30 protein-coding genes are annotated in these 26,317 nt (G+C 63.3%); 12 read left to right on the plus strand and 18 right to left on the minus strand.

Annotation, left to right across the window (positions count from 1 at the left end):
* Nucleotides 1-84 precede the first annotated feature (84 nt).
* Nucleotides 85-1,515 (minus strand): FAD-binding oxidoreductase, encoded by a 1,431-nt coding sequence (locus NKI20_RS17390; protein WP_352600380.1) that lies wholly within the window; start codon nucleotides 1,513-1,515, stop codon nucleotides 85-87.
* Nucleotides 1,516-1,523: 8 nt separating this feature from the next.
* Entirely contained in the window at nucleotides 1,524-2,498 is a 975-nt protein-coding gene (locus NKI20_RS17395; protein ID WP_352600382.1) for an L-threonylcarbamoyladenylate synthase, read from the minus strand.
* A 194-nt stretch (nucleotides 2,499-2,692) separates the two neighbouring features.
* On the opposite strand from NKI20_RS17395, the gene NKI20_RS17400 reads away from it, so the two are divergent.
* Complete coding sequence (locus NKI20_RS17400; protein WP_352600384.1) at nucleotides 2,693-3,169, plus strand: hypothetical protein; 477 nt, start codon at nucleotides 2,693-2,695, stop codon at nucleotides 3,167-3,169.
* A 163-nt stretch (nucleotides 3,170-3,332) separates the two neighbouring features.
* A complete protein-coding gene (locus NKI20_RS17405; protein ID WP_352487352.1) occupies nucleotides 3,333-3,719 on the plus strand; it encodes a hypothetical protein in 387 nt (128 codons plus the stop codon).
* A 78-nt stretch (nucleotides 3,720-3,797) separates the two neighbouring features.
* Here NKI20_RS17405 and NKI20_RS17410 read toward each other — a convergent pair whose 3' ends face one another.
* A complete protein-coding gene (locus NKI20_RS17410) occupies nucleotides 3,798-4,022 on the minus strand; it encodes an ATPase (protein WP_352832334.1) in 225 nt (74 codons plus the stop codon).
* A gap of 108 nt (nucleotides 4,023-4,130) precedes the next feature.
* The gene (locus tag NKI20_RS17415; protein ID WP_352832337.1) at nucleotides 4,131-6,938 is read right to left on the minus strand and encodes a glycine--tRNA ligase subunit beta; all 2,808 of its coding nucleotides are present in this window, start codon (nucleotides 6,936-6,938) and stop codon (nucleotides 4,131-4,133) included.
* Nucleotides 6,939-7,133: 195 nt separating this feature from the next.
* On the opposite strand from NKI20_RS17415, the gene NKI20_RS17420 reads away from it, so the two are divergent.
* Entirely contained in the window at nucleotides 7,134-7,310 is a 177-nt protein-coding gene (locus NKI20_RS17420; RefSeq protein ID WP_352600390.1) for a hypothetical protein, read from the plus strand.
* Nucleotides 7,311-7,313: 3 nt separating this feature from the next.
* On the opposite strand, the gene NKI20_RS17425 is transcribed toward NKI20_RS17420, so the two are convergent.
* Nucleotides 7,314-8,234, minus strand: coding sequence for a glycine--tRNA ligase subunit alpha (locus NKI20_RS17425; protein WP_352832450.1), 921 nt, complete (start codon nucleotides 8,232-8,234; stop codon nucleotides 7,314-7,316).
* 210 nt (nucleotides 8,235-8,444) lie between these two features.
* On the opposite strand from NKI20_RS17425, the gene NKI20_RS17430 reads away from it, so the two are divergent.
* On the plus strand, nucleotides 8,445-8,906 hold the full coding sequence (locus NKI20_RS17430) for a GNAT family N-acetyltransferase (RefSeq protein ID WP_352832340.1): 462 nt from the start codon (nucleotides 8,445-8,447) through the stop codon (nucleotides 8,904-8,906).
* A gap of 99 nt (nucleotides 8,907-9,005) precedes the next feature.
* On the opposite strand, the gene NKI20_RS17435 is transcribed toward NKI20_RS17430, so the two are convergent.
* The 5 genes from NKI20_RS17435 to NKI20_RS17455 all read right to left on the minus strand — a co-directional run bounded on the left by NKI20_RS17435 (nucleotide 9,006) and on the right by NKI20_RS17455 (nucleotide 13,960).
* Entirely contained in the window at nucleotides 9,006-10,781 is a 1,776-nt protein-coding gene (locus NKI20_RS17435) for a tetratricopeptide repeat protein (protein WP_352832452.1), read from the minus strand.
* 254 nt (nucleotides 10,782-11,035) lie between these two features.
* Nucleotides 11,036-11,479, minus strand: a complete 444-nt coding sequence (locus tag NKI20_RS17440; RefSeq protein ID WP_352832343.1) for a DUF1284 domain-containing protein — start codon at nucleotides 11,477-11,479, stop codon at nucleotides 11,036-11,038.
* Nucleotides 11,476-12,066 carry a biotin transporter BioY gene (locus tag NKI20_RS17445; protein ID WP_352832347.1) on the minus strand — a complete coding sequence of 197 codons (591 nt, stop codon included), beginning with the start codon at nucleotides 12,064-12,066 and terminating at the stop codon, nucleotides 11,476-11,478. Before NKI20_RS17445 ends, NKI20_RS17440 begins: the two co-directional genes overlap by 4 nt.
* A gap of 107 nt (nucleotides 12,067-12,173) precedes the next feature.
* A complete protein-coding gene (locus tag NKI20_RS17450; protein ID WP_023759077.1) occupies nucleotides 12,174-12,842 on the minus strand; it encodes a GntR family transcriptional regulator in 669 nt (222 codons plus the stop codon).
* Between the two features lie 101 nt (nucleotides 12,843-12,943).
* Complete coding sequence (locus NKI20_RS17455; RefSeq protein ID WP_023759076.1) at nucleotides 12,944-13,960, minus strand: polyprenyl synthetase family protein; 1,017 nt, start codon at nucleotides 13,958-13,960, stop codon at nucleotides 12,944-12,946.
* Between the two features lie 206 nt (nucleotides 13,961-14,166).
* Between NKI20_RS17455 and NKI20_RS17460 the strand changes: the two genes are divergently transcribed.
* The 6 genes from NKI20_RS17460 to moaB all read left to right on the plus strand — a co-directional run bounded on the left by NKI20_RS17460 (nucleotide 14,167) and on the right by moaB (nucleotide 17,927).
* A complete protein-coding gene (locus NKI20_RS17460) occupies nucleotides 14,167-14,391 on the plus strand; it encodes a putative signal transducing protein (RefSeq protein WP_352832351.1) in 225 nt (74 codons plus the stop codon).
* Nucleotides 14,391-15,191 (plus strand): tRNA1(Val) (adenine(37)-N6)-methyltransferase, encoded by an 801-nt coding sequence (locus NKI20_RS17465; protein ID WP_352832354.1) that lies wholly within the window; start codon nucleotides 14,391-14,393, stop codon nucleotides 15,189-15,191. The genes NKI20_RS17460 and NKI20_RS17465 overlap by 1 nt, the downstream gene beginning before the upstream one ends.
* A gap of 79 nt (nucleotides 15,192-15,270) precedes the next feature.
* Nucleotides 15,271-16,134, plus strand: a complete 864-nt coding sequence (locus NKI20_RS17470) for a S49 family peptidase (protein WP_352832357.1) — start codon at nucleotides 15,271-15,273, stop codon at nucleotides 16,132-16,134.
* A gap of 140 nt (nucleotides 16,135-16,274) precedes the next feature.
* Nucleotides 16,275-16,460 (plus strand): membrane protein, encoded by a 186-nt coding sequence (locus NKI20_RS17475; RefSeq protein WP_013896713.1) that lies wholly within the window; start codon nucleotides 16,275-16,277, stop codon nucleotides 16,458-16,460.
* Between the two features lie 26 nt (nucleotides 16,461-16,486).
* The gene (locus tag NKI20_RS17480; RefSeq protein ID WP_352832455.1) at nucleotides 16,487-17,386 is read left to right on the plus strand and encodes a 4-(cytidine 5'-diphospho)-2-C-methyl-D-erythritol kinase; all 900 of its coding nucleotides are present in this window, start codon (nucleotides 16,487-16,489) and stop codon (nucleotides 17,384-17,386) included.
* Entirely contained in the window at nucleotides 17,373-17,927 is a 555-nt protein-coding gene (moaB, locus tag NKI20_RS17485; RefSeq protein ID WP_023759071.1) for a molybdenum cofactor biosynthesis protein B, read from the plus strand. Before NKI20_RS17480 ends, moaB begins: the two co-directional genes overlap by 14 nt.
* A gap of 95 nt (nucleotides 17,928-18,022) precedes the next feature.
* Here moaB and NKI20_RS17490 read toward each other — a convergent pair whose 3' ends face one another.
* Together NKI20_RS17490 and NKI20_RS17495 are read right to left on the minus strand one after the other, a co-directional pair.
* Nucleotides 18,023-18,997, minus strand: coding sequence for a hypothetical protein (locus tag NKI20_RS17490; protein ID WP_023759070.1), 975 nt, complete (start codon nucleotides 18,995-18,997; stop codon nucleotides 18,023-18,025).
* A 146-nt stretch (nucleotides 18,998-19,143) separates the two neighbouring features.
* Complete coding sequence (locus NKI20_RS17495; protein WP_352832362.1) at nucleotides 19,144-19,656, minus strand: glycosyltransferase; 513 nt, start codon at nucleotides 19,654-19,656, stop codon at nucleotides 19,144-19,146.
* Between the two features lie 148 nt (nucleotides 19,657-19,804).
* Between NKI20_RS17495 and NKI20_RS17500 the strand changes: the two genes are divergently transcribed.
* Together NKI20_RS17500 and rnhB are read left to right on the plus strand one after the other, a co-directional pair.
* Nucleotides 19,805-20,959 (plus strand): PA0069 family radical SAM protein, encoded by a 1,155-nt coding sequence (locus NKI20_RS17500; RefSeq protein ID WP_023759068.1) that lies wholly within the window; start codon nucleotides 19,805-19,807, stop codon nucleotides 20,957-20,959.
* 152 nt (nucleotides 20,960-21,111) lie between these two features.
* Nucleotides 21,112-21,807, plus strand: coding sequence for a ribonuclease HII (gene rnhB / locus NKI20_RS17505; protein ID WP_023759067.1), 696 nt, complete (start codon nucleotides 21,112-21,114; stop codon nucleotides 21,805-21,807).
* 264 nt (nucleotides 21,808-22,071) lie between these two features.
* On the opposite strand, the gene NKI20_RS17510 is transcribed toward rnhB, so the two are convergent.
* From NKI20_RS17510 to NKI20_RS17535, 6 genes are all read right to left on the minus strand, one after another.
* A complete protein-coding gene (locus tag NKI20_RS17510; protein ID WP_023759065.1) occupies nucleotides 22,072-22,563 on the minus strand; it encodes a F0F1 ATP synthase subunit B in 492 nt (163 codons plus the stop codon).
* A gap of 10 nt (nucleotides 22,564-22,573) precedes the next feature.
* Nucleotides 22,574-23,170 (minus strand): F0F1 ATP synthase subunit B, encoded by a 597-nt coding sequence (locus tag NKI20_RS17515; RefSeq protein WP_023759064.1) that lies wholly within the window; start codon nucleotides 23,168-23,170, stop codon nucleotides 22,574-22,576.
* 78 nt (nucleotides 23,171-23,248) lie between these two features.
* Complete coding sequence (locus tag NKI20_RS17520; RefSeq protein WP_006206606.1) at nucleotides 23,249-23,473, minus strand: F0F1 ATP synthase subunit C; 225 nt, start codon at nucleotides 23,471-23,473, stop codon at nucleotides 23,249-23,251.
* Between the two features lie 83 nt (nucleotides 23,474-23,556).
* Nucleotides 23,557-24,315: a F0F1 ATP synthase subunit A gene (locus tag NKI20_RS17525; RefSeq protein WP_352487594.1), complete on the minus strand. Its 759-nt coding sequence runs from the start codon at nucleotides 24,313-24,315 to the stop codon at nucleotides 23,557-23,559.
* Between the two features lie 58 nt (nucleotides 24,316-24,373).
* The gene (locus NKI20_RS17530; protein ID WP_023759062.1) at nucleotides 24,374-24,781 is read right to left on the minus strand and encodes an AtpZ/AtpI family protein; all 408 of its coding nucleotides are present in this window, start codon (nucleotides 24,779-24,781) and stop codon (nucleotides 24,374-24,376) included.
* 255 nt (nucleotides 24,782-25,036) lie between these two features.
* Nucleotides 25,037-26,218, minus strand: a complete 1,182-nt coding sequence (locus NKI20_RS17535; protein WP_023759061.1) for a cell wall hydrolase — start codon at nucleotides 26,216-26,218, stop codon at nucleotides 25,037-25,039.
* Nucleotides 26,219-26,317 lie beyond the last annotated feature (99 nt).

A 26,317-nucleotide genomic window follows, 5' to 3' on the forward strand; every position in this document is an offset into this window, starting at 1 on the left:
CGCCCCGCTTAAGAAAGTCGGTTAAATTTTGCTGATCTCAGGGATGGTTATCGGAATGCCACCAGCCACAAGAAGTTGAAAGGATCAGATAACCTTACCGGGATTCATGATGCCGGCCGGGTCGAAGGCGGCCTTCACCCTGCGCATCAGATCGATCGCTATCGGTGGCGCGGTGGCGATCAGTTCGTCGCGCTTCAACTGGCCGATGCCGTGCTCGGCAGAGATCGAACCGTGCAGGCTGCGCACCACGTCGTGCACCGCCTTGTTCATAGGATGATAGAGGGCGAGAAACGCCTCGTCGTCGCCGTCGACGGGCCGCGAGATGTTATAGTGGAGATTGCCATCGCCCATATGGCCGAAGCAGACCACGCGGGCCCCGGCGCTCACCGACGCCACCGCGCCGGCGGCTTCTTCGATGAAGCGCGGGATCGATGCAATAGGCACCGAAATGTCGTGCTTGATCGAGGCACCCTCTGGTTTCTGCGCCTCCGGCAACACCTCGCGGAAAATCCAGAAGGCATCGCCCTGCCCGAGACTTGCCGCGATAACAGCGTCGCCGACGAATTCCTGCTCGAGGCCCGCCGAGAGCACGTCCTCGATCAACGCTCTCGAATCTTCCGATGAACGGCCGGACGAAATCTGCATCAGCACATACCACGGCCAATCGTCGACCAAGGGTCGCACCACGCCCTGGGCATGCGCCAGCGTGAAGTCGTATGGCCGCTTGCCGATCAGTTCGAAGGCGGTCAGTGCTGCCCCGGCGCGGTCCATCGCCAGGCTAAACAGGGAGAGCGCGGCTTCGGGCGACGACAGGCCGACGAATGCGACTTCCCGACCCTTCGGCTTCGGGAACAGCTTGAGCACGGCGGCGGTGATGACGCCGAGCGTGCCTTCGGCGCCAACGAACAGGTTCTTCAAATCGTAGCCGGTGTTGTCCTTCTTCAGCTTACGCAGATCGTCGAATACCTCACCGGTCGGCAGCACCACTTCGACGCCGAGGCAGAGTTCGCGCGCATTGCCATAGGCAAGCACGCCGGTGCCGCCAGCGTTGGACGACAGGTTGCCGCCGATCTGGCAGGAGCCTTGCGCGGCCAGCGACAGCGGAAACAGCCGGTCGGCGGCATCGGCCGCCTCCTGCAGCGTCTGCAGGATGACGCCGGCCTCGACCGTCACCGTGTTGGACAGGACATCGATCTCGCGGATGCGGTTCAGCCGCGAAAGCGACAGGATGATCTCGCGGCCGGACCTGTCCGGCACCTGGGCGCCGACCAGCCCGGTGTTGCCGCTTTGCGGCACGACCGGCGTTGCTGTCTCGGTCGCCAGCCGCATGATCAGGCTGACCTCGTCGACGCTGCCCGGCCGCAGCACCAGCGATGTCACGCCGTGCCAGAGCCCGCGCCGCTCAATGAGGTAAGGCGCGATATCCTGCTCGTCACGCAGCGCATATTTGTCGCCGACGATCGCCGCGAAGCGATCAATGAGAGCGGGATCCAGTTTGGCTGAATTTTCGGTCATGCGGAAAACTATGTCGTGGGCAGCATGTTGTCACGAGGGGCGGCGGCACGCGAAAGCCGATCGTTGATCGCCTCGCCCAGCCCGTCGAACGGAACCGGCTCGACGGCGATGGTCAGCGCGCCGCTGCAGTCAAGCTCTTGCATAAAAGCGAACAGGTTGCTCGCCGCCTCGCGCAGGTCTCCGGCTTCGGATAAATTGAGGAACGCGGCGGCGTTTCGCCAGCCTGCCGCCCGTTGGCCGCCGAAGCCGAGCAGGGCTTCGCCCGCACCGACCGTCCCGGCGTTGAGCCGCATCGCAGCGCCCGGCGCATAGTGCGAGCCAAGCATCCCTGGCGCCTCGATGTCGGTGGCACCGCCGCGCAACAGCTCCATGCCGACGGCCGCCTCGATCTCCTCGGCGGCGATGCCACCGGGCCTCAGCAGCCGCAATGCTGCGCCCTCGACCTTGATAATGGTCGATTCCAGCCCGACCGGGGTCGCGCCGCCATCGACGACCAGCTTGATCCGCGCGCCGAGATCCGCCGCCACCGCCTGCGCGGTCGTTGCGCTGATCTTGCCGGATGAATTAGCGCTGGGCGCGGCAAGCGGGTGGCCGAGCCTGGCGATCAGGTCAGCGCCAAAACCCCTCGGCATGCGCAAGGCAATCGTATCGAGCCCGGCAGTGACCAGCGGATGGATGCCGTTGCCGGGCCGTTGCGGCAGCACCAGCGTCAGCGGACCGGGCCAGAATGTCAGCGCCAGTTTCTTCGACAGCGGATCGAACAGCGCGTGGCGTTCTGCCATCGCCATATCGCCGACATGGGCGATAAGCGGGTTGAAGCGCGGCCGTCCCTTGGCTTCGAAGATGCGCGCCACACCGATGCCGTTGGTGGCATCGCCGGCCAGCCCGTAGACGGTTTCCGTCGGGATGGCGACGACATCGCCACCCCTGAGCAGCGCCAGCGCCTGCTCCATCGCCTCGCCGACGGCAAGAATTTCAGCCACTCTCGTCACCTCGCAGATGCGGGTTGCGTAGTACGATGGCGGCCGTTGGGCAAGTCGACTGTTATGGCAAGGCATTGTCGGACAAGCCTGGGCTTTGGCGATTTATCAATTCCTAAAATGCTATGCTTCCACGAAAGCCGGTATCAATTCGGGCCTGCTATTGTGCAGTCTCTGGGCAAAGGGGAGAGGTCATCGTGTCTGTGCGTATCCTGCTGGGTATAGTTCTTGCGGTGGCAACCGGCGGGGCTCAGGCCTCGTCTCTCGTTTTCCCGGGCGCGTCGTCCGCGACACCGTCGATCATCAAGCTGGGCGCACCTAAGGCCAGCGATGCGAAGTCGGTGGTGGCGGTCGGTGATGCCCAGCCCGGCGTCACCGATGAAAAGGTGGCAGCGATCCCGGACAAGCCGGAGGCCAGGCATGGCTTCCAGCCAAGCCCGATGGTCATTCGCGGCGGCATTGCCGGTCCTGCCTTCTCGGCTCCGACGCCAACCGCCGAACCCGCCGCAGCTGCTGCGCCAGCCACAGGCACCGAGCCAGCGGCAGGCACTGTGCCGGCAACGGCCACCGCCTCCGCAGCCCCGTCGGGCAATGCCGAGAACCAATCCGCCCCGCCGAACGCCCCGGCGCCGGCGCCCGGTCAGCGGATGCCTCCCAATGGCTATTCCAAATAGCTTCGGCTCACGATCGCCTGGCATTGATGCGTGGCTTGACTGCCGTCTGGCGCCCGGCGCACCATTGCCAGGCCGTTTCAGTTTTATGTCAGCCGCTGGACGCTATCGCGTCGAGCGGCCCCGGGAGACGGGATTTCATCGTTAGGGGCAAGGGGGTTAGATCATGAGAAAATTCAAAGCCGTTACCGCGGCAGGGCTTCTGCTGGCTTCATTGCTTGGCGGCACGGCTCATGCCGATGAGATGCTGGGATCCTATGTCGCTCGCATTTCCGATCGGGACCATCAGGCGAGTGACGGCTATGCGCTGGACAATGCCGCGCAAATGGTACGGCAGGACCGCGCCAACTGGCACAAGTTCCACCGCCGCGACAGCGACGACGAGGGTGATGGCTGGTTCAGGACCAACGACCAGCGCGCCGATCTGCAACGCATGCTGGAGCGTGGCGGCGCGATGAGTTCATCGACCAAGCGCGCAATCGTCAATGGCGAACCGCTGATCCAGGTCGACGTCTACGAAAACAGCGTGCGCGTCAGCGTCCTGGAAAACTGAAGGATGCGGAACGACTGACAGACGGGGCGGCTCTTCAGCGCCGCCCCGCCATCCATCCACAGAAACGGCGGCCGAAAATCAGGCCGCTTCTTCGTTGTCGTCGTCCTCTTCGGACTCTTCGTCGCCTTCGGCCTTCACGCCGTCGTCGCCTTCTTCCTCATCTTCAACGTCTTCGTCGTCATCCGAGAGGTCAGCGGCTTCGACCGCGGCGGCCGCGGCATGATCGAGGATGGTTTCGGAAGTGGATTCGAGCGCCTCGGCGGGAGTTTCTTCTGTCACATCGATGTCGTGATCGGAATTCATGGAAGCCTCCGTGGGGTTTGGGAACATGCCCCTTTTGCCACGGAGAGATCATCGTCATATGACTGTAAGCCGGCTCGAACGGCCGGCTGGAAGATATTTTTTCAGTCCTTAACCGGCAATCTTCGAGAAATCCGCCACCTGACCGGTGGCCGCGCGGATGCGGGCGAGCAGCGCCAGGCGGTTGCCGCGCACGGCCTGGTCTTCATCATTCACGAGAACATGCTCAAAGAATGAATCAACCGGTTCGCGCAACACGCTAAGTGCCAGCAAGGCGGCGGAAAAGTCATCGTTTTGAATCGCTTCGCCTGCTTGCTTCTCAGCCTGACTCACCGCCGCAAACAGAGATTTCTCGGCATCCTCGCGCAACAGAGCCGGCTCAACAGTCTCGGCAATCACCGTTTTCTTCTTCTCCTCGGCGGCCAGGATGTTGGCCGCGCGCTTGGTTCCGGCGAGCAGGTTCCTGCCGTCCTCCGAGTCGAGGAAGGCGCCCAGCGCTTCGACGCGGCGCACGATCTGGAGCAGGTCGTCATTGGACGATTGGCCAATCTCCCCCCTTGAGGGGGAGATGCCCGGAAGGGCAGAGGGGGGCGCTTGGCGCTGAGAGGACGGCGGGACAGCGCCCCCCTCTGTCGGCTTCGCCGACATCTCCCCCTCTAGGGGGGAGATCGGGCGCGAACTTGTCGCCAGCACTGCATCGATCAAGTCGTGCCGAGCGCCCTGATCGCGGAGGTGGACTTTGAGGCGGTCGTGGAAGAAGGCGAGGAGATCGGCGATGAATGGCGAAAGTGATGCTTCCAATTCCATCATTCGCTGGCCGTCGAAGAACTCTCGTTCCTGATCGGCGGCGCCGATGGTTTCCGAATTTGCTTTGGCCAATCCACCCTTCAACAAGTTGGAGATCAAGCCAGCTTCCGACAACAACTGGCTTGCTCCCTTGTAGTCGCGTATGCGGGAATCGAGCATCGCCACCAGACCACGGCACTCAACCCCCTCTCCCGATCGTTCATATGCGGTGAGGGCCGAGGCCACCGTCGCTGCGATGGCGACATCCAGCGAAATCCTGATCCTGTTTTCCAGTATGATCCTCACCACACCCAGCGCCGCTCTACGCAACGCATAGGGGTCCTTCGACCCTGTGGGCTTCTCGTCGATGGCCCAGAAGCCAGCCAGCGTGTCGAGCTTGTCGGCGAGCGCCACGGTGATCGAAACCGGATCGCTCGGTACGCGGTCGGAAGGGCCCTGCGGCTTGTAATGTTCCTCGATGGCCGCGGCCACGGATGGGTGTTCGCCCTGCAGCAAAGCGTATTTGCGACCCATGGCGCCCTGCAGTTCCGGAAACTCGCCGACGACTTCAGTGGTGAGATCGGCCTTAGCCAAGACAGCGGCGCGGGCGGCAAGCGCACTAATCTCCCCCCTCGAGGGGGAGATGTCGCCGAAGGCGACAGAGGGGGTCGGTACGACGGGACGCGACGCCCTATCGCGGTCAGAGGATGCCGGCGCTTCAGGCGCGGCGACCCCCTCTGGCCTGCCGGCCATCTCCCCCTCGAGGGGGGAGATCGACTGCGCCACGATGGGCGCCAGTTCTTCGGCCAGATGCTTGATCCGCTCCACCCGCTCGCCCTGTGTGCCGAGCTTGGCGTGGAAAGTCACGCCGAGATGGTCGAGGCGCGCCATGCGCTGGTCGAGCGGCTTGCCCAGGTCGAGCCCGAATTTTTTTGCCGATGCCTGGAGTTCACCGAGATCAGGCAGATCGCCCTGGTCGGTCGTCCAGAAATAGAGCGCGTCGGACAGGCGCGCGCGCACCACCTTGCCGTTGCCGTGGGCGATCTCCTTGCCGCCATCCTTGGCCTCGATGTTGGCGGTGAGGATGAAGCGGTTGGAAAGCTGGCTGATCTCCCCCCTCGAGGGGGAGATGGCCGGCAGGCCAGAGGGGGTCGGTTCGACTAGGCTCGGCGCAGATGGCGCCAGCGCTTCACGCGAGGCGACCCCCTCTGTCGGCCTCGCCGACATCTCCCCCTCAAGGGGGGAGATCGGGCGCGATGTCACAAAGCACTTCTGGTTGGCGCGGATGGTCAGGCGAATCACTTCGGCCGGAATGGCCAGGAAAGCCTGCTCGAATTCGCCCATCAGCACGACCGGCCATTCCACCAGTCCCGACACTTCTTCCAGCAGCCCTTCGTCCTCGACCAGGTCGAGCCCGTTGGCGAAGGCAAGGTTGCGGGCGTCGGCAAGTATGATCTCCTTGCGGCGGTCGGCATCGAGCACGACCTTCGCCGCTTCCAGCTTGGAAACATAGTCGCCGAAGCGGCGCACCGTGATGGCATCAGGCGCATGGAAGCGGTGGCCATAGGTGATGTTGCCCGAGCGGATGCCGTCGATCTCGAAATCGACCACCACCGGCTCCTCGGTCTCCGGGCCGAAGGTGCACAGGATAGATTGCAACGGCCGCACCCAACGCAGCGAGCCGGGCTTGGCCGAGGCTGGGCCCCAACGCATCGATTTCGGCCATGGAAAATTGCGGATGATATCAGGCACCAGCTCGGCGATGATGTCTTCCGCCGCCCTGCCCGGCTTCGAAATATGGGCGACGTAGAAGTCGCCCTTCTTTGGGTCGGAATGGACATGCGCCTCGGCGACGGATGCCAGCCCTGCCTTGCGCAGAAAACCTTGCACCGCCTGTTCGGGCGCCGAAGTCGAAGGCCCCTTGATCTCCTCGCTTATATCTTTGGACCGTGCGGTCAGGCCCCTGATATCGAGCGTCAGGCGCCGCGGCGTCCAGTACTCGCGTGCCGCCTCATAGGTCAGCCCCGCCTCGACCAGACCGTCGGTCAGCATCTTCCTGAGATCACCCGCCGCCTTGCGCTGCATGCGGGCGGGGATTTCCTCGGAGCGAAGTTCTAGAAGCAGGTCAGGCATCAGGGTCAGCTCATGCGGGAGAGAGGTCCGGGCGGGGCATAGCAACTCGGCTGGCCGCTGTCACCCTTTCCACAAATTTTGGCGCCCCTGTCGGGACGAGACGATCCCGCTCGTCCTTGGATCAAAGATTTCCATGAACCGAACTCAGCGCTGAAGCGACACACGCTCAGGCAGGGAACCATTGGCTCAACGACCATGAAAACGGCATCCAGACTTCTGCAGATCCTCGCGCTCGGCGCCTGCTTCACCGGACAGGTCCACGGCGCCTTCTCGATGCCGGGCGTGCGGCAGGCATTGCGCACGATCGACGGTACCGGCACTCAGAACGCGATGCCGATTCACGCTTCGCTCGCGATGATGAAGCTGGCCTGAAGCTCAGGCCGCCAAGCCGCCTGCCTGCGTCTTCAAAAATGCCTCCCCGCAGGCTTTCGCCAGATTGCGCACCCGCAGGATATAGCTCTGCCGTTCGGTGACGGAAATCACGCCGCGTGCATCGAGCAGATTGAAGACATGACTGGCCTTGATGCACTGGTCGTAGGCCGGGAAAACCATGCGATGCATCGGCGCATTGTCGTTCGACGCCGGCGCACCGGCATCGAGCAGCGCCTTGCACTCGGTCTCGGCATCCTCGAAGTGGCGCAACAGCATCGCCGTGTTGGCGTATTCGAAATTGTGGCGCGAATATTCCTGCTCGGCCTGCAGGAAGACATCGCCATAGGTGACCTTGTCGGCGCCTTCGCGGCCGTTGAAATTGAGGTCGTAGACATTGTCGACGCCCTGCACATACATGGCCAGCCGCTCCAGCCCGTAGGTGAGTTCGCCGGCCACCGGCGCGCATTCGATGCCGCAGACCTGCTGGAAGTAGGTGAACTGCGAGACTTCCATGCCATCGCACCAGCATTCCCAGCCGAGGCCCCAGGCGCCCAGCGTCGGGCTTTCCCAATCGTCCTCGACAAAGCGAATGTCGTGCAGCAGCGGATCGACGCCGATCGCCGCCAGCGAGCCGAGATAGAGCTCCTGCAAATTGGGCGGATTCGGCTTCAGGATCACCTGATACTGGTAATAGTGCTGCAGCCGGTTCGGGTTCTCGCCGTAACGCCCGTCCTTGGGCCGGCGCGAGGGCTGGACGTAGGCGGCGTTCCAGCGCTTCGGTCCGAGCGCGCGCAGCGTCGTTGCCGGGTGAAAGGTGCCGGCGCCGACTTCCATGTCGTAGGGCTGCAGGATGACGCAGCCATAGGCCGCCCAGTAATTGTGCAAGGTCAGGATCAGCCCCTGGAACGAGCGGCTGGGATGCATATGGGCGGGGATTTCAATCGTCACGGGGGCCTCGGCAGCACAGGCTAGCTTGCCGGCACGTCCTAGTGACCCGGCGGCGAGGCGTCAAGCAAGGCGCCCGCCGTCCCCCGCGAACGTACAGTTGAAAGCTTTGCGAGCGGCTGGTCCATTGCCAGCCTTGGGCACCTGAGGTCTGTTCGATGCGTCCACCTCAATGACAACAGGTCAACCATGCCCAGCCCACTCGTCATCCGCCCCGTCACGCGTCAGGACTTCGACCAGTGGCTGCCGCTGTGGGACGGCTACAATGCATTTTATGGCCGCTCGGCTGAAACAGCCCTGCCGGGCGAGATCACGGCGATGACGTGGTCCCGTTTCTTCGATGCCTATGAGCCGGTTCATGCGCTGGTCGCCGAGAGCGAGGGACAGCTTCTCGGCCTCGTGCACTATCTCTTCCATCGCAGCACCACGGCGATCGCGCCGAATTGCTATCTGCAGGACCTCTTCACCACACAGGCCTCCCGCGGCAAAGGCATTGGCCGTGCGCTGATTGAGGGCGTCTACGAGCGCGCCCAGGCCGCCGGCTCAGGCAGGGTGTACTGGTTGACGCACGAGACCAACCAGACCGCGATGAAGCTCTATGACAGGATCGGCGAACGTTCCGGCTTCGTCGTCTACCGGAAGCTATTCTGAGGCAATTCCGAGCCTATCGGCGCCTGTCGGGGGCGCAACAGCCATCCACAAACGAAACGGGGCTCCGAAGAGCCCCGTTGCATTCAAAAAAAACCGATTTCACCCCTTCGGGGCGGGCACCGGCTCTGGCTTGACCTTCGGGGTTTCCTGCGCCGTGTTGGATTCGATCGGCGGCAGGCCCTTCATCAGCTTCTGTTGCAAGTTGGCCAGCACATCGGGATCGGGCTTCAGGTCGCGGGCCTGGTTCCACTGGAAGGTGGCTTCCAGTTTGCGGCCGACGCGCCAGTAAGCATCGCCAAGGTGGTCGTTGAGAACCGGATCTTCCGGCTTCAGCGACACGGCGCGTTCCATTTCGCGCACGGCATCGTCGAATCGGCCAAGGCGGAAATAGGCCCACCCCAGCGAATCGACGATGTAACCGTCGCTTGGCCTGAGGTCGACGGCCTTCTGGATCATCGCCAGGCCTTCCTTGAGGTTCATGTTCATGTCGACCCAGGAATAGCCGAGATAGTTCAGCACCTGCGGCTGGTCGGGGACCAATTCCAACGCCTTGCGGAAGTTCGGCTCGGCCTTGGGCCATTCCTTCAGCCGCTCATAGGCGATGCCACGCTGGTAGAAGATGTTCCAGTTGGCCGCGGTCGGCGTCTTCAGCGCCTCGACAGCCTTGTCGTAGAGATTGGCGGCCGCGCGGAAATCCTCCTTCGAGGAATAGACACCCCCGAGCGCCAGATAGGCGCGCATGTCGTCGGGGTGGGCGTCGACGAAGGCCTTCAGATGGGTGATCGCCTCCTCATGACGGTCGAGATCGGCAAGGTTGAGGCCGAGCTGCAGCTCCGAAAGCTCCTTCAGCGGCGAAGTAGCGGGGATCCGCCGATAGAGCGCGATGGCGCCCTCGCCGTCCTTCAACTGCTCGGACACCGCAGCGAGTTGCACCAGTGCCGCATCGCTGTCGGGCTTCAACGCCAGAGCATACTGCAGATAGAGACGGACGAACGGCTCGCCGCCGCCACGGTTGAGCGCGGTGGCGAGATCAAGCAGAATCTCTGAGGCGCCGTCCGACGGACCGGCAGCGAAGGGCGCGATCTTGTCGCCCTTGGCGATCTTGTCGCGCATGGCGACGATTTCCAGCTTGCCGGGCGAAAACGCCTCGGCCTGATCGAGCACCGACATTGCCTTGGTCTTGTCGCCCTTGCGAGCCAGGAACGAGGCGTAGGCCTGCGCATTGCGCATCCAGGTTTCGGGAGCCGCACCACCGGCGGCCGTATCCTGCATGGTCGCGGCGTAGATCGCATCAGCCTTTTCGGGCATACCGGACGCATCGGCAATCAATGCGCGGTGGAACGACTTGAACAGACCGAACCAATCCGGCCCCTGCAACTTGTCGATGGAGGTCATCGCATCGGCGGCCTCACCGGCGCCTTGCTGCGCCCAGCCGGACATGACCCCGGAGAGCAGCCGGTCGAGATCGGATTCCACCGACAGCTTGAGCCAGTATTGTACCTTGGTGAAATCCTTCTTGTGGAAGGAATCGACGGCCAGCGCCAGGCGCGAGAAGCGCTCGACATCGGGAACTTCCTTGAGCTTGTCGGCATAGACCAGGGACTCGTCGAAGCGGCCTTGCGCGATCAGCGACAGCATCAAGCTTTGCTGCAGGCCGGTGTCGCTCGGGTCGAAGGCCAATGCCTGCTTGTAATAGCCGATGGCGCTGTCGAGGTCGTTGTCGCCTTCGGCGATCCGGGCCGCCAGATAAGCGCCCGAGAACGACGTGATCTTGACCGGTTCGGTGGTTTGCTTGGCATAGGCCGGCAGAGCCGAGATCGTCATGCCGGTCACAATTGCCAGCCTTGTCAGCCAGCGCGCACGTCCTTGCCGCATCGTATTCCTTTCAGCCAGGCCCATCTCCGCATCAGCGGGATCGGCGTAGACTCCATCTTCATGATAAAGCATGGCCTTTTTGGGGTCGCGCTTCAATCCGCCTCGAATTTACAATCCGGGCACCCGATTAACAAATCATGGCGACGGGCAACAGTTTTCCGATCTTGAATTTCGGCCATGGCCTCGCGCGGATCGGAGCATATCACAGATTCGACCGCAGGGCTCGACGCCAATATCAGTGTTCGCCTGTGGGATCAGTGTTCGCCTGTGGAGGCAGACCCCTGCACCAGCGTGTCACCATATCCGCCAGCCGCAATCGTGCTGCACAGCCCGCTCCATTCGCAGCCGCCGCAGGCCTTGCGTAGGCGGCCAGCGGAAAACGCCCGCCGCATCCGGGCCAGCATCGACGCATCGAGATCGAGGCTGGCGCCGACGCGGATTGGGCGCGCCAGCAATTCCTCCAAATCCTGTGCCGCTAGCCGATCGCGCTCGAAGACGCTCTCGTTGAGACAATGCGGCTCCGGCTCGTCGAGCAACGGGCCGCAGACATCGTCCGGGCCGGAAACGAGGAGGATGCCCTCGCCCCGGCTCAGGCGCTCCGCGATCCCGTCATAGTTGGCGGTGAAGGCGGGACTGTATCCCTTGCCCACATAGGTGAGCAGGCAAAGGAGGTGATGGGCGCGCAGCCTGATCGTCACGGATTGGCCGGCTTCGCTCTGCCGGGGAGAGCCATGAGTGTCGCGGCACCGAGCGCCGACTTCAGCAGACCGCCGACGATGAATGGCAGGAAGCCGAAGGTGATGGCCTGTTCGGCGCCGATCATGATGGCGAGCCACATGGTGCCGAGAACCAGGCAGGCAAGGTTGCCGAGCAGCATGGCGGCGAAGGCAAGCATCACCCGGTTGCCGTTCCATCCGCGTTCGGCCAGCCAGCCGACCAAGGCGCCGACGATTGGGAAAGCGAAGAGATAGCCACCTGTTGGTCCGACGAAATGCTGGACGCCGGCGGCGCCTCCGGCCAGCACCGGAAAGCCGACCGCACCTTCGACCAGCCAAGCGGCGATGGTAACGGCGCCAAGCCGCCAGCCATAGAGCGCGCCGATCAACGTCACGGCGAAGGTCTGCATGGTCACCGGAACCGGCAACATCGGTACTTCGATGTAGGACGACAGCGCCAGGAACAGCGTGCCGAGCACGACGGCTCCAACCTGCCAGGCAAGAGAGCGGCCCTGAAGCCGGAGCGGACTGAACGAGGGCTTGCTGGACGAGAATGGAACGTCTGTCATGGGATTCCTTTGATCGATTGCAAATTATAGATAATTTCTCTTTTCGATCTATTATCGAATCCACAAATCCCCCGAGATAGCAAGCCCTGCCTGAGCAAGGTGTCGTCCTAGCCCACGATGGCAAAGGCCTCGCGCGTCGTGCCAGAGGCCGTCCTGACCGGCTTGCGGCCGATCCATTGGACATGCCGCCCCAGTGTCGCGGCTGCCGATTCGGTGTTTCCCTGCCGCAAGGCGGTGAGTATCGCGCGATGATCCTGGTCGGTGCGAGTCTCCCACTCCGAGCGCCAAGCCGCGAACAGGAAGCGGGCACTTGCCGCGTGCAGGTCGTCGATGGTGGCGAGCAGGCGCGGCATGCCGCACGGCGACAGGATCAACCGGTGGAAGGCGCGGTTGGCTTCTTCCCAAGACCGTACGTCGCGAGATTTGTCGCCGGCCCTGGTCGCTTCCTCGGCAAGGTCGAGAATGGCCGATGTCAGATGCGGCGCGGCGTGGCGCAGCGCCAACACTTCGAGCGCGGCGCGCATTTCTGCGACCTCCTTGACCTCGCTCAGGTCGAAAGCCGCGACACGTACGCCGCGGCGCGGCTCACCGACGGCCAGCCCTTGCGCCTCGAGACGGCGAAACGCTTCGCGTACGGGAACATGGCTTGTCTGGAATTCCTCGGCGATATGATCCTGCCGAAGCCTGGCCCCCGGCTCGATCGCGCCGGAGATGATGCGGTCCGCCAGTACCTTGCTGATGCGGACCGCGATGGTGTCGTCTGTGCCCTTTGCCATCTTTTATAGATAATTTGCGGCGAGGCAGCTTGTCGAGACGGCGGGACCGAATTCGCAAACTTCCAGCGTAAGCCAGAGGAAGCGTCGCTAAAGTCCAGCCTTCAGTTCACCCGGCTTATGCAGAAATCGATGACGTCGATCAGCGCCGATTTCTGCGGCGTCGCTTCCAGCGGCGCCAGCGCATCGCGGGCGATCTCGCCGAAATGGCGGGCGCGCCCGATCGTGTCGGCGATGGCGCCGTGGCGTGTCATCAGGCCGATCGCTTTTTCCAGGCCGGCGTCATCGGTGGCATTGTCCTCGATGGAACGCTTCCAGAAGGTGCGCTCAGCCTTGGTGCCGCGCCGGTAGGCGAGGATGACCGGCAGCGTCACCTTGCCCTCGCGGAAATCGTCGCCGACATTCTTGCCCAGATCCTTGCTGGTGCCGCCATAATCCAGCGCGTCGTCGATCAGCTGGAACGCAAGACCGAGGTTCATGCCATAGGAGCGCAGCGCCGCACGGTCGTTACGCGTCGCCAAGGCAATGACCGGACCGACTTCGGCAGCCGCAGAAAACAGCGCCGCGGTCTTGGCCTTGATGACGGCGAAATGTTCGTCCTCGGTGGTCTCCAGGTTCTTGGCGGCGGCAAGCTGCATCACCTCGCCCTCGGCGATGATCGAAGCCGCGCTCGACAGGATGTCGAGCGCCTCCAGCGAGCCGACATCGACCATCATGCGGAAGGCCTGGCCGAGCAGGAAGTCTCCGACCAGCACGCTCGCCTGGTTGCCCCAGATCATACGGGCGGTCTTCTTGCCACGGCGCATGCCGCTTTCGTCGACGACGTCGTCATGGAGAAGCGTCGCCGTATGCATGAATTCAACTGCCGTGGCGAGCTTGACGTGGCCCTCGCCGGCATAGCCGAACATCTGTGCCGCGGCGAGCGTCAGCATCGGCCGCAATCGTTTACCGCCGGACGAGATCAGATGGTTGGCAATTTCGGGGATCATCTCGACGTCGGAGCCGGCCTTGGACAGGATCAATTCGTTGACGCGCCCCATATCGGCCGCAGTCAGATCGATCATCTCCTTGATGGAGGCGGGCTCCCGCTTCCCGTTTTCGATGTTGAGAACGACACCCACGACAATCACTCCCGTCTTGGTATAACGCGTGCGACGGCACCCTTAATCCCTGCTTGGACTCTAGGGCGGCAGGCACATCCACGGCAAGAGGCGAATTGGCGCGGCGGCGATGACAGGCTGTCAACTGGCGGCGAAGGAAGTTCTGCTTTGCCAGGGCAATCCACCTACCCGTTTACATCAGCGCTGCAAACTGAGAGTTTCGCCCGATGATAGAGCTCATTCGCACCAACGACGCCGTCATTATCTCCTTTGTCGAATCGCTTATGCGCGATGCCGGCATCGGCTGCTTCGTAGCCGACCAGAACATGAGCGTGCTCGACGGCTCGCTCGGCATCCTGCCGCGGCGCGTCATGGTCGACGCCGACAAGGCCGACGCGGCACGGCGCATCCTGACGGATGCCGGCATCGCCAACGAGATCCGTGGAGAATAATGCCCGCCGCGCCGGCCAGCCTTATCCCGGACCCACCGGCCCATACGGTCGATGCTTTCCATCGCGGCCGGTTCTGGCTCGTGCAGCCCAAGCAAGGCGGCCATCGCGCCGGCATGGATGCGATGATGCTGGCCGCGTCCGTGCCATCTTCCTTTGGCGGGCGTCTGGCCGATTTCGGCGCCGGAGCCGGGGCTGCGGGCCTGGCGGTGCTGTCGCGCTGCCTGGCGGCCGAGGCCGTGCTTGTCGAACGCGCGCCGGAAATGGCGGCCTTCGCTGCGGCCACCCTTGCCCATCCCGGCAATGCCCATCTCAGCGATCGCGCCTCGGTGGTCGTCGCTGATGTTACCGTATCGGGCCGGGCGCGGGCGTCCGCCGGCCTCGCCGACAACGACTTCGACTTCGTCATCATGAACCCGCCTTTCAACGCCGCGCGGGACCGCGCCACATCCGATCGCCTGCGAAAGGAAGCGCATGTCATGGAGGATGGAGCGTTCGAGAGCTGGATCCGGAGCGCCGCGGCGGTGGTCAGGCCGCGTGGCCGGCTTGCCGTCATCGCCCGACCCGAACAGCTCGGCTCGATTCTCGATGCAATCGCCGGCCGCTTCGGCGATGCCGAGATGCTTGCCGTCCACCCGCGCCCAGACGCGGCGGCGATCCGCATCATTGTGCGGGCGGCGCTCGGCGCACGGGGAAGACTTGCCATCCGGCCGCCGCTGATGCTGCACGCGCAGTCGGGCAACGGTCCTGATGAGCGCAGTGAAATGATCACCAACGGGCTTGCCTCTTTGTTCGGAGATTGAGCTATTCTTGGGGCCCACATTGCTGTTGGCCGGGGAATCCCTACATGCCAGCAACCCATCGACCGGAGACCGTGCCCTCGTGAAACGACTTATCAACCGCCTGCTGCCGAAATCCTGGCGCTCCACCGTCGTCACCATTCCGGTCATCCGGCTGCACGGTACCATCATGGCCGGTGGCGGCCAGTTCCGGCCGACCCTGTCCCTGGCCTCCACCGCCGGCCTCATCGAGAAAGCGTTTTCCTACGACGCGCCGGCGGTCGCCATCTCGATCAATTCGCCCGGCGGCTCGCCGGTGCAGTCGCGGCTGATCTTCAAGCGCATCCGCGACCTGGCGAGCGAAAAGGACAAAAAGGTGCTGGTCTTCGTCGAGGACGTTGCGGCATCGGGCGGCTATATGATCGCGGTCGCCGGCGACGAGATCTTCGCCGATCCGTCCTCCATCGTCGGTTCGATCGGCGTGGTGTCGGCCTCGTTCGGCTTCCCGGAACTGATGAAGAAGATCGGGATCGAGCGCCGTGTCCACACTGCCGGCCAGAACAAGGCAGTGCTCGATCCGTTCAAGCCGGAGAAGAAGGAAGACGTCGAACGGCTGAAGGCGTTGCAACTTGAGGTGCACGGCACGTTCATCGACCTCGTCAAGGAGCGGCGCGGCACCAAGCTGAAGGACGATCCGGACCTGTTCACCGGCCTGTTCTGGACGGGCATCAAGGGCCTTGAGCTCGGCCTGGTCGATGCGCTCGGCGACATGCGGACGGTGCTGAAGACCCGCTTCGGGGAGAAGACGCAGCTCCGGCTGATCACGGCACCGCGCGGTCTCCTCGGCCGCTTCGGCCTATTCGGCTCGAGAATGGGCTTTTCGGTGCCCGACATCGCCGCCGCGGCCGCCAGCGGGGTGATCGATGCGGCGGAAGAGCGCGCATTATGGGCGCGCTTCGGGCTTTGAAAACCCGGCGAAACCGTCTAGCATAAGAAGCTTGAAATCTTATGCATGTCGTTTTCCCAAAACCCGATCCACCTTTGGGCGACATGTATCAACCGACCTACCGGCCGCCTTCGCCGGCCCAGCGTGGGAGGAGTTTTGGCATGCCGCAGATCATTTTCTTCACCGTCGTTGGCGTCGCCGCCTATTTCGGCTACCGCACTTTCGTCCGCGAGGCCGAGCGCGTGACCGCCAAGGTGCGGCGCACCGAAAAGCAGGCGGCCAATGGCGCGATGGGGACGCTGGTCAAGGATCCGAAGACCGGCGAATACCGGCTGGCCAAGGACTGAGCATCATTTCACATGTGACTGACGCGGTGGACATCGACACCGGTTCACGCACCTGGCATGCGCACGCCAAGATCAATCTTGCGCTGCATGTCACCGGCAGGCGCCCTGACGGCTATCATCTGATCGAGAGCCTAGCGGTGTTCACCCGTTTTGGCGATAGGGTCGAAATCGCGGCGGCTGAAAATGATGATTTTGTCGTGTCAGGCCGCTACGCGCTGGCCGTCCCTGTCGACGCCAGCAATCTGGTGCTTAGGGCGCGCGATGCCCTGCGACAGGCGGTCGGGCAAGACAAAACCCCGCCTGTCTCGATAAAGCTCGAAAAGAACCTGCCGGTTGCCTCCGGCGTCGGCGGCGGTTCGAGCGACGCGGCAGCCGTGCTGCGCGGGCTGGTTGAGATATGGGCCCTGGACATCGACGGCATCGAGCTGGCGCGGATCGGCCTCTCGCTTGGCGCCGACGTGCCAATGTGCCTGGCGGCTAAGCCGTTGGTAGCGCGCGGCATTGGTGACGAGCTTTCGATGGTGCCGGATTTTTCGACGCTGGGGCTGGTGCTGGTCAATCCGGGCAGGTCGGTCTTGACGGCCGACATCTTCGCAGCGCTTGCCCGTCGCGACAATGAAGCGCTACCGCCGCTGCCGCGCAGCATCGACTTCCACAGCCTGCGCAACTGGCTGGAGATCACCCGCAACGATCTCGAGCCGGCAGCCGTAGCGATGCAACCCGCTATCGGCAGGGCGCTTTCCTGGCTTAACAAGGCTGGATCGGGTTTTTCACGCATGTCCGGGTCGGGCGCCACGTGCTTCGGCTTGTTCGAAACCGGCAATGTCGCCAAGCGCGCCGCCGCCGAGATCCGTGGTCGCCAGCCCGACTGGTTCGTCGCCGCGACGCGTAGCATCGCCTCGGAGGGAGCTGATGGCCAGAATTGACGAGAGCCGTTCCTTCATCCCCATACGCATCGCGGTGCTGACCGTTTCCGACACGCGCAGCCTTGCCGACGACAAATCCGGCCAGACGCTGGCCGACCGCATCGCCGAGGCCGGCCACATACTGGCTGCCCGCGATATCGTCACCGACGACCGCGAGAAAATCCGCGACACGGTTCTGGCGTGGTCGCGGGACAAGGATATCGATGTCGTCATCACCACCGGCGGCACCGGCTTCACCGGGCGCGACGTGACGCCGGAAGCGCTGGAGCCAATCTTCGAAAAGCGCATGGACGGCTTTTCGGAAGTGTTCCACCGCATCTCCTACGACAAGATCGGCACCTCGACGGTCCAGAGCCGGGCGACCGGCGGCGTCGTCAACGCCACTTTCGTCTTCGTGCTGCCGGGCTCACCCGGCGCCTGCAGGGACGCCTGGGACGGCATCCTGAAGGCGCAGCTCGACTACCGGCACATGCCGTGCAACTTCGTAGAGATCATGCCGCGTCTGGACGAGCATCTGCGGCGCGGCAAATCGGCTCCCTAAAAGCCGAGGCCAAGCGGCGGCTCCACGGGCGCTGCGCAAAGCCCGGCGCCGTGCTCACCGGATGCCTGTCGAGATGAACTTCGGGTCGTCAGCTCTCAGCGGATGACCGGCTCGCCATGAAAGCGGCGGCGCGACGGCGGCGATACGCCGAAGCCGACTTCCATCATCAACCTCGGCCTGCGCGACGGCACGGTGCCCATGTGGAAGCCGAAGGGGTCCTCGACGAAACCTAGTCCTGCTTCTCCAGTCAATGTCACCGGGCTCTGCTCGCCATAGACATCCAGGACCTCTCGCGCGGAATGGCCGACGAGGAGGGTGAGTTGATGCTTGAGGCTGCGTCGCTTGTGGCTGCCTCGCACATAGACGTGTGGACCGGTCTCGGCATCGACCGGCTTGAGGTAGAAAAAGAATTTCAGCATGCGCCAATCGTCGAGGTCGAAATGATACTTGCCGAGCGAGGCGAGGTTCTTGTCGGCGTCCGAAGCGGCACCCGTCGGAAAACTCCACCAGACCCGCGTCGTGATCAGTTTTGCCTGACCGCCGAGATAGTGCGCGGCAATGTCTAGAAGCAGCGGGTCGCGCTGGATGGCGAGCGCCGCCTCGCAATCAAGGATTCGCTCGAAAAAGTGCCCGCTGAGCAGCGAGCGGCCAAAGCGCTTCTCAGCTTCCGCATGTTCATCCGGCATGAATTCGAGACGGCGGTCGAAATTGCCGAAGCAAGGCGTGCGCTGGGCGAAATCGGCGATCTCCTCATGGATATCAGACGGCAGGACGAGGCCCGAAAACAGCCCGTCGGTCCGCAGCGCTTCGACTACTGCCTCACGTTCGACACCGGCGAACATCGTATCCCCCGTATCCGCGACCGGACGGGCGCGTTTTGCGCCCAGCCAATGCATGCGGCGCCCGGGCATAGTGCGCGCCAGCACAAACATCGGCAGCCAGGCAGGGTTTTCCCGCAGGTCCGTCAGATAGGTTGGAATGCGCACGGCGATACGCCGCAGCAGACTGCCGTTGCGCGCAATGGCCTCTAGGCTGGCCGTGCCGGATTTGTCGGGCGTTGGAAGGTTCATCGGGTCCTCGATATAAGGGCACCACCAATGCTGCATCGGTGTTCACCACTCGGCATGACCCAAACCCAACTCACCCGCTTTGTCCGGAAGCTAACCGCGTGTCAGATTTTGTGCAATGCACAATGACCAGAGCAGGTGCAAAAAACTCAGCGCGGAGAGCGGCGTTCCCGCTTCGCCGGCGCCATCCAAATGTCGAGCCGCTTTGTCGCGAGGCCGCGGGCGATGGCCTCGGCGCTGACGGCACTCCTGGCCGAGGCCTGACGCTTGCTGATCAGCAATCCGTCGGCCAAGGCACGGTTTGCGGAAAAGACGCGAGCCAGGAACGGCTTGCGGCTGCCGCGCGCCCGCGAAAACCGTGCCGCCATGGTTTGCCTGGCCGTATGGTCGACGACCGCGTCGATCCAGCCCTCCATCAATCGTGCGCCCGGCTCCAGGAGCAGCAACCAGTCCCCCTTGGCTTGCCGGATCCCCGTGGCGATGCCGCCCGTCACGTAGTGACAGCCGGCATGCTCGGCCACACGATGCGTCTGGTCGGTAGAGCCCGTGTCACAGACGATGACGTCACGCACCACGCCCTCAACCGCGCCGCCAATCAGCGAGGCGAGCGTGCGGGTAAGCCCTTCCTCGTCATTGCAGGTTTCGATGAGAACACTAAGCATCGTTAGCCGATAGCGGAAAGCGCGGCATAGCGCCAGTTATCCAGCGAGCCATAAAAAGTTCTTGCTTTGTTCTCATCAACAGAATAGGAATAATTTCATGAACAGAGCGATTCGACACAACACGGACAGTCCTTGGGAGCGGGCGAAGATGGAACAGATCGTGCGCGCCGACATTGCAGCTTTCGGAGCTGGACGGGCCGAGATGGCCAATGCGATGATCGAGCAGAGTGGCGTGCGTGTCCGGCCGGACCGCAACCGCGGCAGGTCGGCAGGCATCAATCCGTCCGGTCGGTTCGAGCCGGTCAGCCGGCATGTTTTCGACGATGGCTGGAATTCGCTGGAAGAACTGCCGCCCTTCAAGACCGAAGTGCAGGTCGAGAAGCCGCGCACCATCATCACCCGCAACGAATCGCCCGATATCTCCTTCGATCGTTCGATCAACCCTTATCGCGGTTGCGAGCACGGCTGTGTCTATTGTTTTGCCCGGCCGACGCACTCGTTCATGGGTCTGTCGCCGGGTCTGGATTTCGAATCCAAGTTGTTCGCCAAGCCAGATGCGGCGCGCTTGCTCGACAAGGAGCTGTCGAAGGACGGTTACCAGCCACGAACCATCGCTATCGGCACCAACACCGACCCCTACCAGCCAATCGAGAAGCAATACCGGATCATGCGCGAGATCCTCGAAGTGCTGGAGGCGCGCGGTCATCCGGTCGGCATCGTCACCAAATCCGCTTTGGTGACGCGCGACATCGATATCCTGTCGCGCATGGCTGAGCGGGGGCTGGCCAAGGTGGCGCTGTCGGTGACGACGCTCGATCGCATGCTGGCGCGCACCATGGAGCCGCGCGCGTCGACGCCCACCAGGCGGCTGGAGGCGATCCGGCAGCTTTCGGATGCCGGCATTCCAGCGTCGGTCATGGTGGCGCCGATCATTCCCGGATTGACCGATCCGGAGATGGAACGCATCCTCGATTCGGCACGCGCCGCCGGTGCGCGCGAGGCGGGTTATGTCGTGCTGCGCCTGCCGCTGGAGGTCAGCCCGATCTTCAAGGATTGGCTGCTGCGCCACTACCCCGATCGCTACCGCCACGTGATGTCGCTGATCCGATCGATGCGTGACGGCAAGGACTACGATTCGGAATGGGGCAAGCGCATGAAGGGCGCCGGTCCCTATGCCTGGCAGATCGGCCGGCGCTTCGAGATCGCAGCCAAGCGGCTCGGCCTCAATGCCGAACGGCGCACGTTGCGGACCGACCAGTTCGTTGCTGCTGCCAAAGACCAATTGCAGCTGACGCTGCTTTGAGAATGCAATTCACTGCGGCGGCTTGATCTGCCGCAGCACAGGAATCCCGTCCGGCCCGCCCCGGCCTGCAGACGGTGCCCTCCCGGTCCGGCGCCCCACCCGACCCGGAGGGACTTGCGGAGAATCGGAGCCGATGCGAACCTCGCCGCAACATGGCTCGCGCGCGTTCTGATTCTCCGCCTCTCTTTGAGATCATCGAGAAGCCCGACTTCTCCTTCGAGACGAAGGCGATGGCTGACGGTCTGTGGCCGGTTGCGGGCATGGATGAGGCCGGCCGCGGTCCCTTGGCCGGACCGGTGGTGGCCGCGGCGGTGGTGCTCGATCCCGCCAACATTCCTGACGGGCTGGACGATTCCAAGCGCCTCACCCATTTGCAGCGCGAGGCCCTGTTCCTGCTCATTCTCGGCTCCGCGCAGGCGGTCTCAATGGCCTCGATCAGCGCCGAGGGCATCGACGGCAGCAACATCCTAAAGGCAAGCCTGGAGGCGATGCGCCGTGCCCTGGTCGGGCTGTCGGTTCAACCGAAGCTCGCCCTCGCCGACGGGCGCGACGTGCCCCCGGGCCTGCCCTGCGCGGGGCGCGCGCTGATCAAGGGCGACCAGCGTTCGCAATCGATCGCCGCCGCCTCGATCGTCGCCAAGGTGATGCGCGACCGCATGATGTGCGGCTGCGGCAACCATCACGACCGCTATGGCTTCGAGTCCCACATGGGCTACGCCACGGTCCGCCATCGCACCGCGATCGAGGCTCATGGTCCCGTGCCGCGGCTGCACCGCGTGTCATTCGCGCCGTTCAGATTGGGCGGGGTGGAAGTGGTGGAAGACGAGAGCCTGGTCGGATTGGAGTGAGCCACGGCGATGTCAGCCGATCTCCCCCCTCGAGGGGGAGATGTCGCCGAAGGCGACAGAGGGGGTCGGCTCGACTGGGCACGACGCCATTTTTCAGCAAAGATCAGGCCAGCGCTTCATGCGCGGCGACCCCCTCTGGCCTGCCGGCCATCTCCCCCTCAAGGAGGGAGATTACGCGCTCGGCCGCCCCGCCAATCTGGTTTTCCACAGCAAAAAAGCCGCCAGGTTTCCCGGGCGGCTTCAATGATTGGCTAGACGGATCGTCTAGTTCAGTTTCGACTTCACGTCCACGAGCGAGGCCTTGAACAGCTCGGCACCCGCCTTGGCGTCGATCTTGCCGGCGAGCAGCGTGCGTGCGGCCTCGACGGCGATATCGACGGCGCTGGCGCGGACTTCACTGATGGCGTCACGCTCGGCCTGGCCGATCTTCTGTTCGGCAAGCGCGGTGCGCCTGACGACATAGTCCTCGGTCTTCTTGTGCGCGTCCGCGGCAAGCATGTCGGCTTCGCGCTTGGCGGCGGCGACGATGGCGGCGGCCTCCTGCTCGGCTTCCTTGCGCTTGCGCTGGTATTGGCCAAGCAATTGCTGGGCCTCCTCGCGCAGCCGGCGCGCTTCGTCCAGCTCGTTGCTGATCCTGTCGGCGCGCGCGTCGAGCGCCTTGGCGATCAGGCCAGGTACCTTGATGTAGATTGCAACGCCGAGGAAGATAACCAGAGCTACCGTGGCCCAGAGCGTTGCGAGAGAGGTGTAGTCCATGATGCGCTCCTCACCGGGCCACGGATTTGACCGCGGCCGCGATCTCGGCCTTGCTGGCCTTGCCGCCGACCAGGGCCTCGACGATCGCCGAAGCGGTATCCTCGGCGATGCTGCCGACTTCCTTCATCGCATTGGCCTTGATGGAAGAAATGCGGGCCTCGGCCTCGCCAAGCTTCGCATCGAGCGCGGCCTCGACCTTCTTGCGTGCGGTCTCGGCCTCGGCCTTGGCCGCATCGTTGGCCTGCTGGCCGATCGCGTTGGCCTTGGTCTTGGCTTCCGCCAATTCCTGCTCGTAGGCAGCAACAGCGGCGTCGGCCTCGCCCTTCAACTTGGCTGCCTGGTCGAGATCCTGGCTGATGCGGTCGTTGCGGACATCGATGATGCCCCCGACGCGCGGCATCACCACCCGCTTCAGGAAGAGATAAAACAGCCCGAAAGTGATCGCCAGCCACAGAAGCTGCGACGGGAACGTCGCAGGATCGAATGGCGGAAACGTGCCGTGCGCTTCTGCAGGCACGCTGGTGCCGGATTGCGTCTCGCCTTCCGTCGCAGCGTGGCTGGTATCGGCAGGCGCGGACTCTTGCGCGAAGGCAGATGTCACGAACATGGACTATCCCCGAAATTCGGGCCCGCCGCTTGCGCGGCCGACCCGTCCAATCTTCTCATGGCTTAGCCAAAGAGGGGCTCAGCCGAACAGGGCCAGAAGCGCGATCAGAAGCGAGAAGATGCCCAGAGCTTCGGTCACCGCGAAGCCGAAGATCAGACGGCCGAACTGGCCATCAGCAGCCGACGGGTTGCGCAGCGCGCCCGCCAGGTAGCTGCCGAAGATGTTGCCGAGGCCAATGCCCGCGCCACCCATGCCCAGGCAAGCGATGCCGGCGCCGATGTACTTTGCTGCTTCTGCGTCCATTTGTTCAACTCCTTTGGATCTAAAAATTCCGTTGCGATTTCATCCGGCGCCAATGCTGGAAACTCTTGGGCCGGAAATTTTTCTCAGTGCCCGGGGTGCAGGGCGTCGTTGAGATACATGCAGGTCAACACGGCAAAGACGTAGGCCTGCAGGAAGGCGACCAGCAGTTCCAGTGCCGTCAGCGCCACCGCCATTGCCAGCGGCAGGATCGAACCGGCGACGCCAACCGCGCCGAGCGCGCTCAGGCTGACGACGAACCCGGAGAACACCTTCAGCGTGATGTGGCCGGCGAGCATGTTGGCGAACAGACGAACCGAGAGGCTGACCGGGCGCGACACGAAGGAGATCACCTCGATCAGCACCACCAGCGGCAGCAGGAACACCGGCACGCCATGCGGCACGAACAGCTTGAGGAAGCCAAAACCATGCTTCATGAAGCCGTAGACGACCACGGTCGCAATCACCAGGATGGCCAGACCGAAAGTGACGATGATGTGGCTGGTGACGGTGAAGAAATACGGGAACAGGCCAAGCAGGTTGGCGACCAGCACGAACATGAACAGCGAAAACACAAGAGGGAAGAACTTCATGCCCTGCGTGCCGGCGGCATCGCGCAACATGTTGCCAACGAACTCGTATGCCATCTCGGAGACCGACTGAAGGCGGCCCGGAACCAGGCTGCGGCTCGACGTCGTGAGAAACAGAAACGCTGCCGCGACGACAACTGTCGCGACCATGAACAATGCCGAATTGGTGAATGACAGATCGTAGCCGCCGATGTCGATCGGAATCAGCTTGTTGATATGGAACTGGTGGATCGGATCGACCTTGTCAGCTGCCACGTTCAAACCCCGTCAATGCCGCGTACGGCCTCGTTACCATTACCGCCATGAAGCGCGGTCATTTCTTGTCGTCCTGGTCACGGCGCGATCTGTCGCCCTGTCCGAATTCTGCCACAACGCCCGCGGAACGCATCACATTGAGCACGCCGGCGCCAAAACCAAGCAGCAGAAACACGATCAGACCCCATGGCGATGTTCCCGCCAGACGGTCGATGATCCAGCCGATGCCGGCACCCACCACCACCCCGGCGATAAACTCGCTAGAGAGTTTGAGCGCCTGGCCATAACCGGCCACACTGCCCGCTTTCGCGTCGTCTTTCCCCTCGAGCCGGTCCGGCCGCCTTGTCGCGAGCGATGCTTCAAGGTCACGCCGGCGGCGCTCAAGATCGTCGTCGCGGATGTCGGGTTCATGCTGCTTGCCGCGGCCGGTTTCTCCGGTTCCGCCTGGCCCATTCTTGTCGGCCATCGCAACCCCCCTGCCCGGTCAGACCGTCACCGTCCGTCCGCTTCTAAAGTCGCCGGCAACATAGTTAGAGGGTTTGCGCCCGTCAAGCCACGGGCGGAAGTTCATTGCCATGTATTTTAGGCAGCAAAATCAATGGATTAGAAAGGTGCGACATCGTGCCCGCCACGATGACGGGGATGCGTTGCGCGAATCCCCCGAGCAATGGCTCTTCGATCGACAGCGCGCCGTGCCAAAGATCAGCGATCTGTTGCGCGCTCAGCTCCAGCCGCCGCCATAGGTCCGATAGAAGATATGCAGGCCGATCTTGGTCATCTTCTCCATCGTGCGCGCCCAGCCGGGATGGACATATTGGGCGTAATAGTGGGTCGACGATCCGACCTCAGGGATGAATATCTTGCCGGCGGTGACGGCCATGGCGATATCCTGGGCGGTCTTGTAGGCCGCAGGACTGTCGATGCGCTTCTTCCTGCCGTCGCAGGCAAAGGAGAACTGGCAACGGTTGAACCAGCTGTCGTTCTGGTAGACGACGCCGCAGATCGAATTCGGATAGGTCGGGTTGCGGACGCGGTTGAGTATGACCTGGGCGACGGCGGCCTGACCACGTACGGATTCGCTCCTCGCCTCGAAATAGATGCCATTCGCCAGGCATGCCTGTTCCGGTTTGGAGAAGACACTGGCGGGCAGCGGGTTCTGGATCCACGAATGATCGCCCTTGACCATCGGCGGAATGAAGCGGCCCTCATTGGGCTGCTCGTCCTGAAGCAGCGCTTCGAACGGCGATGCCTTGGCATAATCGGGCTCGGACTGCGCATAGGCGGTCGCCAGCACGTCCGGATGGTCGTTGTTGACCAGTGCGGCAAGCATCGCCGGCACGCCGGGATCGGGCTTTTTGTCCTCGCGCGCATGGAATGCCGCGGCGATCTGGATTTCCTTGCCTTTGATCTGCGGCTTGGCGAAGGCCATCTTCAGGCCGCTGTCCATGCTGGGCCGCAGCAAGGAGGAGGTGCGCTCGAAGATCGAGCCGGCATTGAAGTTCTTCGGCGGTGCGACGGGCGACACCATAACGATGCGGCCCTTTTTGTCGGCGCGCGTGACGCGATCCTCGTCGGGCGTGGCGCTTACCTTGCCGCCCTTGCCGCGAAAAGAGACGTTGCCGACGCCGGCCAGGTGGACACCCGATCCGGAGATGGAGTCGGTGACATCGGAATCGACAAAGGGCATTTCGGCCGCGTGGGTCGAGCCGGCGACGGATTTCTCGACATAGGAATTCCAGCGGGTGCTCGATGCTTCGAGGCCGGAAACGAGGCTCGTCATGTCCTGGTAGGCGGCGACGGTCGGAAAGCCGATCCAGATGCCGAGGCCGACGACGAACGGAGCCAAAAAGCCACGTCTCTCACCGGCGGCGGCAACAAGCCGCGTCAACACACGTCGATGCACGGAACTCTCTCCAGGAACGCTACAGACCCCACTGGAGAGCAAAATGATGCATTAACCTTGATGGGACGTTAACGGGTTCGATCGGGTTTTCCCGGTCTG

It is taken from the genome of Mesorhizobium sp. M0830, assembly GCF_040319965.1.
Taxonomy (GTDB): domain Bacteria; phylum Pseudomonadota; class Alphaproteobacteria; order Rhizobiales; family Rhizobiaceae; genus Mesorhizobium.

Excerpts from the sequence above, each read along its gene's own strand:
- NKI20_RS17390 (WP_352600380.1), bottom strand. The coding sequence starts at position 1,515 with ATGACCGAAAATTCAGCCAAACTGGATCCCGCTCTCATTGATCGCTTC.
- NKI20_RS17405 (WP_352487352.1), top strand. The coding sequence starts at position 3,333 with ATGAGAAAATTCAAAGCCGTTACCGCGGCAGGGCTTCTGCTGGCTTCA.
- NKI20_RS17410 (WP_352832334.1), bottom strand. The coding sequence starts at position 4,022 with ATGAATTCCGATCACGACATCGATGTGACAGAAGAAACTCCCGCCGAG.
- NKI20_RS17415 (WP_352832337.1), bottom strand. The coding sequence starts at position 6,938 with ATGCCTGACCTGCTTCTAGAACTTCGCTCCGAGGAAATCCCCGCCCGC.
- NKI20_RS17420 (WP_352600390.1), top strand. The coding sequence starts at position 7,134 with ATGAAAACGGCATCCAGACTTCTGCAGATCCTCGCGCTCGGCGCCTGC.
- NKI20_RS17425 (WP_352832450.1), bottom strand. The coding sequence starts at position 8,234 with ATGCATCCCAGCCGCTCGTTCCAGGGGCTGATCCTGACCTTGCACAAT.
- NKI20_RS17430 (WP_352832340.1), top strand. The coding sequence starts at position 8,445 with ATGCCCAGCCCACTCGTCATCCGCCCCGTCACGCGTCAGGACTTCGAC.
- NKI20_RS17435 (WP_352832452.1), bottom strand. The coding sequence starts at position 10,781 with ATGCGGCAAGGACGTGCGCGCTGGCTGACAAGGCTGGCAATTGTGACC.
- NKI20_RS17445 (WP_352832347.1), bottom strand. The coding sequence starts at position 12,066 with ATGACAGACGTTCCATTCTCGTCCAGCAAGCCCTCGTTCAGTCCGCTC.
- NKI20_RS17450 (WP_023759077.1), bottom strand. The coding sequence starts at position 12,842 with ATGGCAAAGGGCACAGACGACACCATCGCGGTCCGCATCAGCAAGGTA.
- NKI20_RS17460 (WP_352832351.1), top strand. The coding sequence starts at position 14,167 with ATGATAGAGCTCATTCGCACCAACGACGCCGTCATTATCTCCTTTGTC.
- NKI20_RS17465 (WP_352832354.1), top strand. The coding sequence starts at position 14,391 with ATGCCCGCCGCGCCGGCCAGCCTTATCCCGGACCCACCGGCCCATACG.
- NKI20_RS17475 (WP_013896713.1), top strand. The coding sequence starts at position 16,275 with ATGCCGCAGATCATTTTCTTCACCGTCGTTGGCGTCGCCGCCTATTTC.
- moaB (WP_023759071.1), top strand. The coding sequence starts at position 17,373 with ATGGCCAGAATTGACGAGAGCCGTTCCTTCATCCCCATACGCATCGCG.
- NKI20_RS17490 (WP_023759070.1), bottom strand. The coding sequence starts at position 18,997 with ATGAACCTTCCAACGCCCGACAAATCCGGCACGGCCAGCCTAGAGGCC.
- NKI20_RS17495 (WP_352832362.1), bottom strand. The coding sequence starts at position 19,656 with ATGCTTAGTGTTCTCATCGAAACCTGCAATGACGAGGAAGGGCTTACC.
- NKI20_RS17500 (WP_023759068.1), top strand. The coding sequence starts at position 19,805 with ATGGAACAGATCGTGCGCGCCGACATTGCAGCTTTCGGAGCTGGACGG.
- rnhB (WP_023759067.1), top strand. The coding sequence starts at position 21,112 with ATGGCTCGCGCGCGTTCTGATTCTCCGCCTCTCTTTGAGATCATCGAG.
- NKI20_RS17510 (WP_023759065.1), bottom strand. The coding sequence starts at position 22,563 with ATGGACTACACCTCTCTCGCAACGCTCTGGGCCACGGTAGCTCTGGTT.
- NKI20_RS17515 (WP_023759064.1), bottom strand. The coding sequence starts at position 23,170 with ATGTTCGTGACATCTGCCTTCGCGCAAGAGTCCGCGCCTGCCGATACC.
- NKI20_RS17520 (WP_006206606.1), bottom strand. The coding sequence starts at position 23,473 with ATGGACGCAGAAGCAGCAAAGTACATCGGCGCCGGCATCGCTTGCCTG.
- NKI20_RS17530 (WP_023759062.1), bottom strand. The coding sequence starts at position 24,781 with ATGGCCGACAAGAATGGGCCAGGCGGAACCGGAGAAACCGGCCGCGGC.